At 39.0% G+C, this 16,255-nt stretch carries 12 protein-coding genes; 3 read left to right on the top strand and 9 right to left on the bottom strand.

The genetic code is table 11. The features are described from left to right. Positions 1–245: 245 nt before the first annotated feature. On the top strand, positions 246–599 hold the full coding sequence (locus LVD51_RS18215) for a transposase (protein WP_236972804.1): 354 nt from the start codon (positions 246–248) through the stop codon (positions 597–599). Positions 600–715: 116 nt separating this feature from the next. Continuing rightward, on the top strand, positions 716–1,087 hold the full coding sequence (locus tag LVD51_RS18210) for a transposase (RefSeq protein ID WP_236972803.1): 372 nt from the start codon (positions 716–718) through the stop codon (positions 1,085–1,087). A gap of 45 nt (positions 1,088–1,132) precedes the next feature. On the opposite strand, the gene LVD51_RS18205 is transcribed toward LVD51_RS18210, so the two are convergent. From LVD51_RS18205 to LVD51_RS18165, 9 genes are all read right to left on the bottom strand, one after another. Continuing rightward, positions 1,133–4,255: an alpha-L-fucosidase gene (locus LVD51_RS18205; protein ID WP_236972802.1), complete on the bottom strand. Its 3,123-nt coding sequence runs from the start codon at positions 4,253–4,255 to the stop codon at positions 1,133–1,135. 26 nt (positions 4,256–4,281) lie between these two features. Further along, entirely contained in the window at positions 4,282–5,139 is an 858-nt protein-coding gene (locus tag LVD51_RS18200) for a GDSL-type esterase/lipase family protein (protein WP_236972801.1), read from the bottom strand. A 73-nt stretch (positions 5,140–5,212) separates the two neighbouring features. Further along, the gene (locus tag LVD51_RS18195) at positions 5,213–6,628 is read right to left on the bottom strand and encodes a hypothetical protein (protein ID WP_236972800.1); all 1,416 of its coding nucleotides are present in this window, start codon (positions 6,626–6,628) and stop codon (positions 5,213–5,215) included. An 80-nt stretch (positions 6,629–6,708) separates the two neighbouring features. Beyond that, positions 6,709–8,079, bottom strand: a complete 1,371-nt coding sequence (locus LVD51_RS18190; RefSeq protein ID WP_236972799.1) for an alpha-L-fucosidase — start codon at positions 8,077–8,079, stop codon at positions 6,709–6,711. 42 nt (positions 8,080–8,121) lie between these two features. Then, positions 8,122–8,307 (bottom strand): hypothetical protein, encoded by a 186-nt coding sequence (locus LVD51_RS18185; protein WP_236972798.1) that lies wholly within the window; start codon positions 8,305–8,307, stop codon positions 8,122–8,124. A 4-nt stretch (positions 8,308–8,311) separates the two neighbouring features. Then, positions 8,312–9,079 (bottom strand): hypothetical protein, encoded by a 768-nt coding sequence (locus tag LVD51_RS18180; RefSeq protein ID WP_236972797.1) that lies wholly within the window; start codon positions 9,077–9,079, stop codon positions 8,312–8,314. Positions 9,080–9,208: 129 nt separating this feature from the next. Further along, complete coding sequence (locus tag LVD51_RS18175) at positions 9,209–10,867, bottom strand: RagB/SusD family nutrient uptake outer membrane protein (RefSeq protein ID WP_236972796.1); 1,659 nt, start codon at positions 10,865–10,867, stop codon at positions 9,209–9,211. Between the two features lie 34 nt (positions 10,868–10,901). Continuing rightward, entirely contained in the window at positions 10,902–14,489 is a 3,588-nt protein-coding gene (locus LVD51_RS18170) for a SusC/RagA family TonB-linked outer membrane protein (RefSeq protein WP_236972795.1), read from the bottom strand. Between the two features lie 27 nt (positions 14,490–14,516). Further along, on the bottom strand, positions 14,517–15,491 hold the full coding sequence (locus tag LVD51_RS18165; RefSeq protein ID WP_236972794.1) for a FecR family protein: 975 nt from the start codon (positions 15,489–15,491) through the stop codon (positions 14,517–14,519). 161 nt (positions 15,492–15,652) lie between these two features. Between LVD51_RS18165 and LVD51_RS18160 the strand changes: the two genes are divergently transcribed. Next, a complete protein-coding gene (locus LVD51_RS18160; RefSeq protein WP_236972793.1) occupies positions 15,653–16,177 on the top strand; it encodes an RNA polymerase sigma factor in 525 nt (174 codons plus the stop codon). Positions 16,178–16,255 lie beyond the last annotated feature (78 nt).

The following is a 16,255-nucleotide window of genomic DNA, read 5'->3' as shown; positions in this document are numbered from 1 at the left end:
ATAAATCCAAAATTTCAGTGGCAATCGGGATATTACGACCATATTATCCGAAATGAAAAATCCTATCACAAAATATCAGCATACATTATTGATAATCCATTACATTGGATAGAAGATAAAATATATAACACATAGATTTATCATTTTTCATATCACCCATTGTAGAGACGCAAGTTTTTGCGTCTAATAGGGTAGTTAATTTGTCATAATGGAATTTGTGATTGACAACTAATGTTTAAATTATAATGGGCAAATATCAACATAAATATCGCAGTGCCTCCATTCGTGCTTCTTTTTGGAATTATGCTTGGAATGCTGCGTATTTTATAACCATTTGCACACAAAATCGAGAATTATTTTTTGGTGATATATCCCAAGGAAAGATGTCCATGTCGGCTATTGGACACATCGCAAATTCATGTTGGCACGAAAACCCTAACCATTTTCCTTTTGTACAATTGGATCCACATATCATAATGCCTAATCACATTCATGGTATTGTCATTATTGAAAATAATGACAGACAAGACGAAAAACAAGACGAGGAGACGCAAGACATTGGGTCTTTACGATGCTTTGAATTAACCATTAATAATTAATAATCATTTACATTGGATAGAAGATAAAATATATAACACATAGATTTATCATTTTTCATATCACCCATTGTAGAGACGCAAGATTTTGCGTCTAATAGGGTAGTTAATTTGTCATAATGGAATTTGTGATTGACATCTTATGTTTAAATATAATGGGCAAATATCAACATAAATATCGCATTGCCTCCATTCGTGCTTCTTTTTGGAACTATGGTTGGAATGCTGCGTATTTTATAACCATTTGCACACAAAATCGAGATTTATTTTTTGGTGATATATCCCAAGGAAAGATGTCCATGTCGGCTATTGGACATATCGCGAATTCATGTTGGCACGAAATACCTAATCATTTCCCTTTTGTACAATTGGGTCCACATATCACAATGCCTAATCACATTCATGGTATTGTCATGATTGAAAATAATGACAGACAGGACGAAAAACAAGACGAGGAGACGCAAGATTTTGCGCCTCTACGATCCTTCTAATTGACCATTGATAATCAACAACTAACAATTAACAATTGACCATTACTAATTAACCCCTACCATCCTCAAATCAATGACGCCAACTGCCCTGCCAGGACGCCTTTTAATCTTAGTCTTAAATAAAATTTTGGCCTTCATGTCTGCCGTAATATGCTGTGAATGGTCGATGTGAAACAATCCATTCCCCACCTTTTCAACTGACTGTGGATTGTCTGTACCGTGAACTTCCAAGGTCCAATCCATAAATTCGATTCCATATCCACCCGTATTCGATTTCTCAAAAGCCCGGTCGTGATCGATTTTCATAAACTTCAATTCAAATTGCCCTACTTTCTCCTCCAAATATGGAGTAAGATCAAAACTGTATTCCTGCCATTCCTCTGTATAATCACTCGTCGACCAATTGCCCACTGAATAGATCTTACTTCCCTCTTCACCTTTCTTTCCCGTAGACATCTTGGCATTATTGTAGACCGAAAAATGAGTAATCACTGGATTGGCCAAAGCATCGGTAATCTTAAGTCTGATCATTGACAAACTCTGGGCTGGAAACTCATCAATACGTTTATGCCCAATAGACTGACCATCCTTGATTTTATGCCATTGGCCATTCGCAAATCCCTCCAATTCGTATTTCATAACCAATTGGCCTTCACTGATATCTTCCTGTATAACCACTTGATTCACCATCTTTTCACGGCCCAAATCCAAGGTAATCACATTGGATCCCGATCCAGAGGCCAATGGCTTTGAAAACCGCTTTTTCAATGCCTTGCCAAAAGCCTTGTATTGCTTCACATGAGACTTGGGTATTAATCCAGTAGTATCAGGAGTAGCATTCAACAACAGAACACCGCCCCGCCCCACAGATTTGTCATAAATATTCATCAATTCCGGAATAGTCAAAATCAAACTATCGGTATTCGATGACCAAAACCAACGATGTCCTTTACCACTCATCAGAAAAGGAACATCCATTTCCACCGGTGCAAAATACTCACCCCGAGGGTCAGAATTTAAAGCATTTGCCCGTCCCGTCTTAATATCTGCATTACTTACCGTGTACCAATTGGGGTAAGGTGCTATTCCCCTTTCGTTGCCCACCCAACGGATGGTGGCTTGCGGTCCCTGAAATATTACGGCATCGCTGGCATACTCCTCCAAAATATCACCGATTTCAATTACACAGCTCCCATCAAACCAAACCTCTTTCATAGGATGATATTGGGACAACACCTCCTTCAATTGCTTTCTAAATACTTCATTATAGGCCTCTTGCTTATTGGGATCTTCCGTCTTCCCTCCACTACCTAGACCTGCACCCCATTGGCGATCACCGGGATAAATATATACCCCCAATTCCAATCCGTATTTTTTGCACGATGCCGATATATCGGCCAGCAAATCACCCTCTCCATTTTCCCATGGAATATTTCGAGCACTGTATTCCGTAGTATTGGTTTGCCACCAACAAAATCCCCCAGAATGCTTGGCCACAAATACGATCATCTCCGCTCCCCAAGACTTAGCTACCTTACACCATTGGTCAGTATCCATTTTCTTGGGATTGATGCGATCCAAGGGCAGAGAATTGTCATCCTGACTCAATCCCGTCCACGTATTGGGCGCATAGTGAATAAACATTAAATTTTCGTAATCAAACCAATCCAGTTGTGGCTGAGAGGGCTTAGCAATCAAATCGTTGGTTGTTAAATAGTCTGTACACCTTAGGGCAAAATCAACAATGGGCTGTGGATTTTCTAAACTGTGGGGATGATGTCCAATACCTGGCTTGTGAATTACATTGATTAACCCACCACCGGCATTTATTTTTTCGGCAAATGGTCCAGTATTTTCATCGACTGGCACCACATCATCGGCATCTCCCACTACGTGCAACATCGGGATATCGGATTTCGACAAAACCTCGGTCAAGTCCACAGGATTCCCATTAAATCTCTCAGCTTCTTCATCGCTATCAAATCCAAAATCCTTTTTAAAAGTCTCCCATGTCGCTGGACTGCCCTTGCTGGAACCCCGACCTCCCGGCCAACTCTTAAGATCCAAAACTGGGGCATCGGCATAAATACCAGCCACTCGGTCCGGATATCGGGCTGCCCAACGATAGATATATACTCCTCCCCGGCTCATACCTTCCATTATCGATTTTTTAGCCAACCCAGCTCCGGTCAAAAACTGATAAAATCCATCCCAAATAGTCATGGCCTCATCATTGCCAAATAACTCTGCAACATCACAAAACGCAATGTGATATCCTCGCTCCAACAAAGCGATATCGGCCTGTGGTTCGTGGCCCCAAAATCGAGCCCGCCAAACCCAAGGATGTCCCTTGGCCGTCACTTTTGGCAATACCACCTTAACCGTCCTTCCCGAAAATGTATACTCAAATCCACGGTATCCGTGAAAATTAAATGTTTGAGCATCCTTAGGTATGGCCGCAGAAAGGTCATAGGATACTGGCTGCATTTTCACCACATCGTATATTCGTCTAGCCATCACCTTTGCCCCAGCTGCTGAAGGATGTACCTTATCTGGAAACAATTCCGGTTGGTCTATCATTAAATTATATAAATTAATGACTTCACTACCGGTTTCATAAGCCAATTGGCGAATCATTAGTATCAATTTTTCAGTCAACACCTTGGCCGTTATCCCAGTTGTATCACTGGAAAACACCGGCACGGGCAGCAACAATACAATCCGAGGATTGGACGACAGTGATTTAAAAGAATGAATCAATGCCTTGTAATCCTTCACATAATCTTCATCGATGTATTTCCTATTTTGCGGTTTGGTATCATTCGTCCCCAATTTAATAAACACATAATCGGGATTAAAATCCAGGGCCTGCTGATATTGACTGGTCTCCCAATATGGATAATCGCCCTTTTTCAACAATGTTGCTCCACTTCGTCCAAAATTGCCCACGGTATAGCCCTCTCCCAACATTGATGCCAGCTGGGCAGGATAGCTATTGACCTCCCTATTTTCAACCTTGGCACCGTAAGTAATACTATTGCCTACACAAGCAATTCGAATTTCATTTTGAGAAACACCCTTATACCCTATCAATTGAAGCAATATCAACAGCAGATAACCTCTCTGTTTAACAAAAAATAAATTCAATGGTAATGATTTGATTTTCAAAGCTTTAATTTTTATATTTTAATATTCTATTTTTTTACAAATTCAGCAACATAGGGACGCAAAGCATCGGCCCATATTTGATAGCCCTTATCCGTAGGGTGACAAAAATCACCGGCAATGTCACGTGTCAAAACACCCCCGGGCGTCAACATTCTAGGTCCTATATCCAACAAAGTAATCTGATTCCTTTTGGCATATTCCTTCAATAAATTATTGGTTTGATCGATCAAGATCCTCCGTTCATGTTGAGCGGTCTCCTCTCTAGGCATGATGGCCATTAAAACAATTTTGGCTTGAGGAAGCTTGTTTTGCACACGATTACAAATGGCTTCAATACCCTCAACAATTTCGACAGCTGTATTCTTCCTGGCGTTTTTGGTTTCACTGGTATTGTTGGTTCCTATATGAATGACGACCAATTGGGGCTGAATTCCATCGAGTTGACCTTGATCTATCCGCCATAGTACATTCTGCGTACGATCCCATCCAAAACCCAAATTGAGCAATCGATGATGGCCAAAAACCGAATTCCAAGAAGTAGGACCGTTTGGTTTTCTAGGCCTACCGTCGGCAAATTTCAGCTTTGGTTCCCCTCCCCAGAAATGGGTGATGGAATTCCCGATCAGCACTATTTCTGGATTAATAGAATCCTTTATCCTCAATACTTCATGATGGCGATCCCAGTAATCATAAGAATCCTCTTCCAACTTAGACACGGGAATAATGGCAGAATTCTCGACCTCTGTAGTCAATTCAACACCTTTTCCTTTCTTTTGAATCTGAGCCCCAACGGGGAGAACAAAACATAAAAAGGCTATCAATATTAACCATTGAAGATTTATAACTCGCATAAACCCATTAATCCGACAATTTCTATTTTCCATGGTTTTGACTTTATAATTACTATATCAACCTTTATCGCCATGTAATCTTCTATGGCAAAATTTTTACAGATGACTATTTGTTTCGATGTTTTTGAATAAAGGCAGCCAAGGATATTCCCATCGTTGGATAATTGGGATAGGGATGGGGATTGCCTGTCTGCACCATTATCCTTTCCTCTCCTTCATAGCTGGCATAGGGTTTGGTGTAGGTAGAATCAGACAAAAACCTCGTTCCATCCACATTGTCGATCGCAATTCCCGCATCGACAATAAAGATGTTTTCCTCCCGCCTATGATCAAAATTTTCTATAATATTCCTTCGAACCTCCCACATTGCTGCATTTTGCTTAGTGGTAAAATCACCAGCCTTGTTATCGAGAATACCACAGGTAGAAGAGGGAATCATCAGTACAAATTTACCCTCAGGCACTGCTTTAAAATAAGAAGCTATCATTTCTTCCATTTGTGCATTCCACTTCTCAAAATCCATATTAATGGGGTCTGGATGATCTCTAAAATCATTAAGACCTAAAAATTCGGCTAATATCATCGGTTTTTCTAGATCCCACATGGAAAGGTATTTTCCGTAATTAAAACTCCAAGTAAAATCATCATAATCTACCTTCTTCCATGTTTTCCCATTGTAGGCCACATAGGCATCCACCTCGTTGTCGTACATCATATCTCCACGTTCTGGATTGATTTTATATCCCGTTTTAGTATCATAGAGATTGGCTTTGGAAATAAATCGACTGGTATTATAGGTAAGCCCAAAACTCCAATCTCGATCGGGATGAGCATCAATTTCCATAACCAATTTCCAAAATCCAGTGGATCCCCAATACTTATTCTCCCCCTCTGGCTGCCAAAATCCGTTGTATGCTTGATTTTCTTTATAGGTTACCGTAAAATAACTTTGCAATCGCCATCCACCACGACCTTCATCAAACTGACCGGGATGATTATTGACTTCTCGCAATCCTATCATCTTTATATAAGGTACATGACCACCTTCCAACAAGGCTTCTTTGAAAAATCCACCATGGGTAAAACTATCTCCGATGATGGATACCGTCACGGGAGAACTTCCCTTTCCAGATACTCCCACTTCTAGGGTAGATGTGATTGACTTTAGGGTTTTAAACTCATCTTGATTAACCAATTCCAAGGTAATCGTATTTCCATCCTCTGGATCATGGATACTGGCCACTCTCTGCAATCGCCTCGTGTAGTCAACAGAACCGGAAAACCTCACCACATCGTTGTATGGCCTCCACCTTTTCATTAGAGGTTCCACAAAAATATCATTTTCTGTTTCCGATAACATATACAATACACTGGGAAGGCAAATATCATTTTGAAAACTTCGTAAACCTTCCTGACCCTTCAACACACCACAGAACAATACAGCCAAATAAATGAGAACCATCCTACTCTTGACAGAAGAAAATTCAACATCAAGCCGTCTACACCAACAATAAATACGCATGAAATTTATTTTAACTTAAATATAAAACAATGTTTACATTATCTCCCAAACATTACATTGCAATAAAATGAAAAATATATTTAGTATACATTAATTTCAAAATGAGGTTCCGCACTCATTTTGGTCACCTCCATTTTAACTCCACTATAGCTACTTCCATTCACCACTTCTATCCTCTTATTGCCCACAGAGCTTCCCTCGCTGACCAATTCCCAGTTTCCATCCTTCATACCATAGAGACTATATTCTCTGATTCGCTCTCCTTTAGAGATATCTTCTTCTATTACTACGTAATTCACAGGTTGGACTTGAGAAAATTCTAATGATAAGCTTGGGCCTTTTGCACTTCCATAGGCCAAGGAATTAGAAAATTTTCGTTCTACTTCTTTTCCAAATTCGACAATGCGTATCGAATCTGCAGCCGGTATCAATCCGCGATCATCGATCACTACTCCCAATAGCAAATTGGTATTTCTGCCTACCGATTCTACATATCTCGCCATTAAATTATCTAATGATCTAATCTTATCCTCTTCTCCTTCATGCCAAAACCAACCGCCCTGAAAAGCGTGTTGCCTCAATGCAAAATCCGCCTCACCAGGACACCAATATGCACCATCAGGATTGCCATTCAAGCCCTTGATCTGAATCATCCCAGTAGCTGTAGTAGTAGAGTCGGCGCGTGACCAACAAGGATACGGGGCGACTCCATCTTCATTGCCCACCCATCTTATATTGTTCTCATAACCAAATGGACCTTGAAAGGCAATGGTATTAGGCTGATACTTATTGACCAATGTATGCACATCAATACCGCCCTTTTCTGGAGGTAGTACACCTCCATCAAACCATATTTCAAATAAATCGCCATATTCACTCCACAATTCAGTCAATTGGGTCTTGACTACTTCATTATAAATTTCTTGTTCTGCAGAATCACCGGACAATACTAAGCCTGGATTGTCCACATGATAATATGCATTGGCTGAAGCACTGGCGTATAAACCGGGTTTTACACCGTATTTTTTACAAGATTCAATAAAATCCCTAACAATGTCGCCCTCACCATTCCTCCAAGGTGAACTCTTCACACTGTAATCGTGAGCCTTGGTAGGCCAAAGACTAAATCCACTACAGTGCTTGGCAACCAAAATAGCATAATTGGCTCCTCCTGCCTTGGCTGTAGATATCCATTGATCGGTATCGAGATCTTTGGGATTGAAAACCGAAGGATCTGGTTGATAGTCCCTGGTTTCCCTCCATTTGTAATCGGGCTCAAAGACCTGAACGTCTAAGTGAAACATCGCTCCTACTTCGGCTTCTGCCCAAGCTACTTGTGCGGCAGTAGGCAAGACTTCATTACTTTGGTCTGCTTCCTGGCCCCCATCCACACACGAATTAGCCGTGATTATACAAGTCATAGTCAATAGACTAAAAAGTACATTTTTCATATTATTTATATTTTTAGTAAATGGCATTGCAACACCTTTGGATTAAAAATTGAATTTCACTCCATTACCACCTCCTAGAGAAAGAGCAGTTGATAAAATTTTAAAACTCAATGCCCATAAAATAAAATCATCAAACAACTTCCATCCTAAGTTGATTGCCCAATATAACAATGTGCAAATCAATACCGCTATTACCGTTAGTCGATTTATAGAATGAAATAAATCCATTATTCTAAAATTTATAGTTTATATTTTCTGGCAGTGGTTCTACTGCCAATTTCATCCATTTCCCCTTTATCTTTATGACGACGATGTCATTGTCCTTGTCATAAAAAATTGTCCCATCTTCACTGTCCTTGAGGGAAGAGTAATTCACATATTTAGCGCTCTCTTTATAATATTTTTCACTATCTCCTTCCGGTTCTTTCTCTAGGATATTATCACTTCCTATTCTCCCCAAGGTAAGGGCATTAGACAGGGTCAGCGATCCATAGAATATGGCTTGATCCCGACTAAACAAATAGGAGTGTTGCCGAACATCGGAACCTATCCGAAACCAATTATAGGCCAATGCCGAGTGATTGTACTCCGTTCCGTAATAATACATCTCTGCTACGGGCTTACCCAACTCCACATGTTTGTTTACCAACATAGTAATTCTGGAATTATCATCTTGAGCAAATCCTTCAAAGACGTGATATCCCCATCTTTTTTTGTTTTTTTCCATTTCATTACCCCGAACCTGTATCATATAGGGAGTGCTCAATATTCCGTTGACTTGAGTATACATAGGAGTCTGGCTGGGATCAAATCCAAAACTATAGCCACGATGATGCCATTTACTCCAACTGGTATCCACATCGGAATTTAACTCTATCCGATATTTATTCGATCCTTCTCCCCCATTTACGAGTTTGAAATACTTACTGGAATCATCTTGTCCTCGAAGCATACTAATAGTCAATAGACTACAGACAAGAAAACATAAAAATTTCATCATAGTAATTAAATTTAAAAAAATCTATCGACGATTACTTCGGTTAAAGCATCCATCGATAGATCTTACTTTGCGCATAAGTAGCCCTTAATTTTTCCTTCCTTTAAAGGTATTATTGTATTTATTAAATCATTATCTCCATAAACTGTGCTGGACAAGATTTGGATTGGCATCCAATTCACGTCGTGGAATAGGCAAAACAGTAAATTTTTCCTCAAAATTGGCCGAACCGGGAAAAGTCCCAATATTCGGCGATTTAAACTGTCCCAATCGCTTTAGATCAGGCACTCTCAAGCTCTCCATAAAAAGCTCCACCCTGCGCTGTTTTAAGATCTCATCCAACAAATCTTGCCCCGAAAACTGATCTAAGTAATCCGCAGCAAAACCAGCTCTATCTGTTATGTATTTCAAATAACTTCTAGCCTCGGCTTCATTGCCCAAATGATATTCAGCCTCGGCTCGCATAAGCATAATATCACCATATCTAATGATGGGGAAGACCATGGAATGATTAAATCCGCCATCCCATATATTTTCACCTACAAATTCACGGATCTCAAATTTTTTCACGTGAATATATTCTCCTGCACTGCCATTACTCTCTACCAGTTTTTGATAAAGAGAATCACTATCCACTGTCTCCTTTACCACGACTGCATCACCATCTAGTGCATAACTATTAAAACTTGGATACATTAAATATTCAGATGTTCTCTGATCCCCCTTGTTAAAATAATCGATCATTAAATCAGACAAACTTTTACTCGCTGCATAATAAGCTCGGCCAGTCAATCCATTACCCACAAGATATGATTTTCCCTTATCATTTTTTAACAGTCCTGTATTATATCCCACAGGCATGGACATGTAAGCCAAAGTAGCATAATTTTTACCATCATAGAGGAAAGGCAATCCTCCATAGGTCGAACCATAACTAAAACCGTGAACCCATATCATTTCCCTATTTTCAACCCATTTATCTCCATTGGTGTAAACAAAATATTTAGAAAAATCATCAATGGGTTCCAAATCATATGCGCCTAAATTTTCAACAGCAGAAGTATATTCTTTTACCTTATCCCAATATTGGTCCGATCCCGGCTCAGTGCGATATAAATACGCCCTAGCCATAATAGCATTGGCAACACCTGTATTGATTCTACCATCGACAAAGTTTTGGGTCGGTGCAGGAAGACCTCCTAGGGACAAGGATTTTTCAAAATCAGTAAAGACTTGATTCCAACATTCCTCATTACTCGACTTTTCCGGATACAAGTTGTCATCATTGGTCACTTCTAACACAATGGGAACTTCTTCAAAATACCTCGTTAAATTAAAATAGCAAAAACCGCGAAAAAAATAGGCTTCAGACAAAGCCTTGTTCTTTACAGCTTCCGAAATGGCGTCGTTGTCGGTCAGATTTTCAATAATCCAATTGGCTCGATAGATGGTAGTGTATGTCGTAGCCCAAGCTTGCTGAACAGATCCATTTTCGGGATTAAAATTTAAGGTCAACCATGGAACAATAGAATTCTTATAAAAATTTCTAGGCAAGGTCACATTATCCCCCATAAATATATCGAAATTGGAAGCAAAGTGTTCTACCATATCACGACCAAAATAAAGATTGCGCGTGTATTCGTATAATCCAATAGCAGCAGCTTCCGCATCGGCATCTGAAGTAAAAAAAGTTTCACTGGTACTCTGAACCGGATGCTCCTCTTTTAAAAACTCTGTACTACAAGACGTAAATAGAAAGAATAAAATATATAGATATAATAAATTTTTCATTATTTAATATTTTGATGGAATACAATAATTTGAATTAGAAACTGATACTCAAACCAGAAGAATAAGTCCTTGTCTTCGGATAAGTCGTTACGTCAATACCTCTTGACACCAAAACATCTCCTCCACTTATCTCAGGATCTAAGCCAGAATATCCAGTCAACACAAATGCATTATTGATACTCAAATACAGCCGAATAGATTTACACCCAACACTTTTGAGAATATTCTGCGGAAAACTATAGCCCAAGTTTACATTTGAAAGTCTTAGATAGGAACCATCTTCAATAAAGATATCCAGAGGTGCTGAACCAGTGGGGTTTCTTCGATTACTATTGGCAGCTTGAATCTCTTGATTGTGGTTCTCCGGCGTCCATCTATTCACGGCCTCTGCCATCAAATTATAGCTGCCATTGGCATCTAACAATTCCCTCTTGGCTTGATTGTACACTTTATTACCTATGGAAGATCTAAAAAACAAGTTTACATCAAAATTTCCGAAGGATATCGAATTGTGAAAACCCAGACTCAATACGGGCACTGTACTTCCTAGATTGGTTCTATCAGCTGCAGTAATATTGCCATCTGGCAAATTGACAAAGTTTCCATTTTCATCTGTACTCCCTATATCCTCATACCTATAATCTCCCAACTGTGCATTGGAATAGGGATTGTCAGGGGAGTCGAGTTCGGCCTGAGTATTGTAAATTCCGGCCACTTTGTATCCATACAATTCACCGATGGGTTGATTGAGATAACTTCTAATATTATTTCCGACCCAATCAACATTGTCAGGCAATTCGGTGATTTTTCCTTTTGAGTGATCGATATTCAAAGAAGCAAACCAGTTAAACCCGTCGGCTCTCTTGGCAGGAATGATATCGCCCGACAAAGTTAGTTCTACACCTACTTGGTTCAATGACCCCAAATTTGTCATGGTAATACTAGAGAAACCAGTGGATTGAGGCAAGATCAAAGGATACAGCAAGTCAAAGGTTTTCTTAAAATAGATATCGGAAGTTACACTTAAACGATTAAACAAAATGGCATCGAAACCAAAATCATATTGCTGTGTCGATTCCCACGAAAGACCTGGGTCTACTAGACTCTGCTCATAGATCCCTGTGCCAGAAATCACCGCACCAATTAAAAATGCCGGCCGCTTCACCAAGAGAGCTTGAGAGAGATAGGGTGGAATATTGCCGTTGCCTACGATACCCCAACTTCCTCTTACTTTTAACTGATCGACAAAATCGACATTATAGAAGTTCTCTTCATGTATATTCCAAGCCATCGACAATCCGGGAAAAGTACCCCATTTACTATTCTTACCAAATTTGGATGATCCATCCTTTCGCAAGGTAGCTGTCAACAAATATTTGTTGTCAAATGAATAGTTTAATCGTCCGAAATAAGAGGCTACAGTAAATTCATTAACGGTGGCGTATTTATGATTGGAGGACAAATGATCCTCTACCCCAGTATCAAAATACCAACCATCGACAAAGAATGGATTATTGGCCACCAAGACTTCTCCAGCGGTTTGCTCTTGGACCCACCAACCCAGACCTTCTTGGTAGTATTTTTGAGCCGATTGTCCTCCCAATAAATTGAAAGAATGCTGACCGAATTGCTTAGAAAAGGTTACTGTATTTTCTATCAACCAACTGGTGGTTTGGGTTTGATCGTGTTGTAAGTCTCCATTCGGTATCCTAAATGGTCCATCACTTTGATTTAAGAACTTAGATTTAGAATAATTCAAATCTGTACCCGCCGATGTTTTAAAAACCAATCCATCTATGGGCTCAATACTAAAATAACCATTGGTCAACAACCTAGCTTGGTTAGCTGGGGATTGTATATGGTCAATATATTGAAAAGGAGAGGCGAGATTTAAAGCGGTAGATGAAGCCACTCCATATCCATCACCCCACAACACATCCCATTCGGCCTCAGTTTCACTATGAGAATAATAACCCGCGTATTTGCTACCAGCTGGAAATCGAACTGGAATATTAGGAGCCTTTCTCAAGGCATTGGTTAATGCTGTATTTGTGACTCCATAATGTGAATTTTGATTTACATAGGACATATTTACGTTTAGTCCTACGACAATTCTGTCCTCCCAACCTTTAATATCTCCATTAAATCGCGCTGAAAAACGCTCGTAAAAATTGGATTTAATGATACCTTCATTGTTGAGGTAGCCGATCGACCCTCCGTATTTAGAGGAATTATTAGAGCCTTTAAAAGACAAATCGTATTGCTGAACTTTGGCCGTACGAGTTATTTCATCTACCCAATCAGTATTGTAATCCGTTGGAATAGCCAATTGCCTAGATGGATCAAAACCAAGATTTTCCATATCAATCCCACCTCTATCATAGGCATCGTATAGATAATGTGAAAAATCAGTAGCATTCATCATCTCATAGTTGTTGGACATTTGCTGTATACCTACATTGGCCGTCAGCTGAATCTCGCTTTTCCCAGCCCCTCCTTTCTTCGTCGTAATCAATATTACTCCATTGGCTCCTCTCGAACCATAAATGGAGGTAGCAGCTGCATCTTTCAATATTTCTATAGAAGCTATATCATTGGGGTTAATCATGGACAATGGATCTGTCTTGGTTCCCAATTTCGAATTAGAAAAATTGTCCTCGGCATCCTCAATTACGGGAAATCCATCAATGACATAGAGAGGATCAGAATTTGAATTAATAGAATTGGCTCCCCTTATTCTTATCGTACTTCCAGAACCCGGTGCGCCTGAACCTGACACTACATCAACACCAGCTGCTCGACCACCGATAAGATCCATAAAAGAAGTGGCTTGAATGGATTCAATATCTTCTCCCTTTATTTGGGAAACCGCTACCGTCAACTCGCCTTTTCGCTGTGTTCCATATCCCACGACAACGACTTCGTCCAATAATTCAGAATCCGACAATAAAACCACTTGAAGGTTGGACTTTCCCAATACGGGAATTTCTTGAGTCACATAACCGACATAAGACACTACCAATACGGCATTTTCATCGATATCTTCCAAGGTAAATCGACCATCAAAATCAGTAGCCGTTCCAATGTCACTTCCCTTAACCAAAACATTGACTCCGATAAGGGGCTGACCGGATTGATCGGTCACCACTCCAGCAGTATTAATCACCAATCGCTTATTTCGGATTTCAAAAGAAGATTTAATAGATTTAGTTGGAAGCAAAGAAATCCTTTTTCTATTCTTTTTCTCTTCTAAATCAATTAGTATTTCGAGATGTTTCACCATCTCTTTCAATGATTCTATGCCTTCTCTATCCGTTTTGTATATGATTACGTATTTGTCGGCGTGTATCTTATAATGTAGAGAAGTCTTCGACAATACTTTATTGACTGCATCTTCTAAGCTCAATTCCATGTCGACATCAAAGTCCACCCTAAAGTCATTAATCAGTCGCTTATTATAGGTAAAATATACCCCATACTGCACGCTAATTTGCTGTATTGCTTCCTCTAAACTCATTTCCCTACCTCGGTCTTTGGCCTCCAAGGTCATGGGAATATTCAGAAGTAAGAGCATAAACATCCCATATAAGGACCACTTTTTAAGTAAAAATCCTAATTTCATTTATCAAAATTTAATATTTATAAATTGCTATTTTTTCTCGACGATAATTTTATTTGAAATAGACTCTGTCAATTTTACGCCTAAGGTGAGCTCTAAGGCGACTTTGGTAAAATCCCAATCTGCATAGGGCAGACCCTGTACTACAATAATATCTTTTAGACCAGATGAATCTCTAATCTCAAATTCTTTCCCGTATATGTCGGTCATCTTTTCTAGAATCTGAACCCCTGTCTTGTCCATAAAAGTAAACAGTCCATCCTTCCATGACTCATTGACATCGGCTCGTTGCTGGGACAGCACATTGACTTGATTACTCCTTTGGTCATAGGTCACCAAATCTCCAGGCACCATTTCTATAGGCTTTATTTTATCCCCTTTCAAAACGACCTTTCCTTCTTTTAAATACACATTGGTAATATCTTGCCTCGACTCCAAATTGAATTCCGTCCCGATAACATTGACGTCGATTCCTTCGGTTTCAACAATAAATTTCTTACCATCAATATGTGAAATATCAAAATATCCCTCTCCTTTAAAATATACGATTCTTTCTTCTTCCTTTTCGAATCCGGGCTTCCACTTTAATTCCGAACGAGCATTCATGACTATTAAACTACCATCTGGCAATTCTACATTTTTAGTCTCTTGGTACCCTGTAGTATAGACCACATAATGATCCATTGAATAATAAATTATGGTAAAAGTGGCCAACAAAAGGAGGATGGATGCGGCAATACTAATGCGAGTCCAATTGAGTATCTTCTTGTCTTTGGCCTGCGGTCTCAATTCCTTTCTGGTTATGGTGAAGCCCTGATCTTCTTTTACTTTTTGATTGGATAGAGAGCCAAATTCAATGGCTTCATCTATTATAGAATCCACAATGGGTTTATGCCTTTCGTCTCCAATCAAATAGAATAACTCTTCGTATTCCCTTTGGCTTATATTTTGATCTAAATATTTTACATAAAGCTCAAAAATCCTTTTTTTTATATTATCTTGCACTCGGTTTTATTCTTTTAATTGTCTGTAATCGGTTTTATTTGCAATAATATACTTAGTAGACGTTTCAAATTTAATAAGGACTATATCTAAAGTGAAATATTATTAAATTTTTATTTGGAACCTATACGCTACATTATTTAAAGCATATATAAAACACAATAATGGACTGGCAAATAGACATTTACAAAGAATATAAAGAAAAAATATACGGTTTTATCCTATCTCATGTCAAATGTCAAGAAGTGGCAGAGGATTTGACCCATGATGTATTTGTTAAGTTGTATTCTAAGTACACGGAAGAAGACTTAAACAACTCGGGTTCTGTTATCTGGACAATTACCCGAAACAGCATAGTCGATCATCACCGAAAAGTGGCTCACTCCAAAAAGTATATGCACTATCTATGGGACTATATGCAAGACGAAAATAGTGTATCTCAAAACCTAGAATACAAAGAAACTCGAGAACTTTTTAGATTGGCTCTTAAAAAACTAACCCCACAGCAATGGAGGATATACAATATGATCCGCGAAGACAATCTTTCTTATATCGAGATTAGTCAAGAGTTAAATATCTCAACCAATACGGTAAGAAACCATATGGTGGCAGCTTTGAAGATAATTAGAAATTTTTTAATGAGTCATCAAGAATTCCAGTTATTGATATTTATCCTCTTATTCGTCTAAACTAAAAATAGATGAGGTTTATATTATTTCATCTTATACGAATTACATATTAGGCTATAGTGAATTGTTTACTATCCC

The sequence above is a fragment of the Membranihabitans marinus genome, assembly GCF_021729155.1.
In the GTDB taxonomy this organism is placed as follows: domain Bacteria; phylum Bacteroidota; class Bacteroidia; order Chitinophagales; family Saprospiraceae; genus Membranihabitans; species Membranihabitans marinus.
Note: the sequence above shows the minus strand (reverse complement) of the source record. Positions and strands in the feature narration are given on the sequence as shown.

Coding starts and splice junctions, on each gene's coding strand:
- LVD51_RS18215 (WP_236972804.1), top strand. CDS start 246: ATGGGCAAATATCAACATAAATATCGCAGTGCCTCCATTCGTGCTTCT.
- LVD51_RS18210 (WP_236972803.1), top strand. CDS start 716: ATGGAATTTGTGATTGACATCTTATGTTTAAATATAATGGGCAAATAT.
- LVD51_RS18200 (WP_236972801.1), bottom strand. CDS start 5,139: ATGGAAAATAGAAATTGTCGGATTAATGGGTTTATGCGAGTTATAAAT.
- LVD51_RS18195 (WP_236972800.1), bottom strand. CDS start 6,628: ATGCGTATTTATTGTTGGTGTAGACGGCTTGATGTTGAATTTTCTTCT.
- LVD51_RS18190 (WP_236972799.1), bottom strand. CDS start 8,079: ATGAAAAATGTACTTTTTAGTCTATTGACTATGACTTGTATAATCACG.
- LVD51_RS18185 (WP_236972798.1), bottom strand. CDS start 8,307: ATGGATTTATTTCATTCTATAAATCGACTAACGGTAATAGCGGTATTG.
- LVD51_RS18180 (WP_236972797.1), bottom strand. CDS start 9,079: ATGATGAAATTTTTATGTTTTCTTGTCTGTAGTCTATTGACTATTAGT.
- LVD51_RS18175 (WP_236972796.1), bottom strand. CDS start 10,867: ATGAAAAATTTATTATATCTATATATTTTATTCTTTCTATTTACGTCT.
- LVD51_RS18170 (WP_236972795.1), bottom strand. CDS start 14,489: ATGAAATTAGGATTTTTACTTAAAAAGTGGTCCTTATATGGGATGTTT.
- LVD51_RS18160 (WP_236972793.1), top strand. CDS start 15,653: ATGGACTGGCAAATAGACATTTACAAAGAATATAAAGAAAAAATATAC.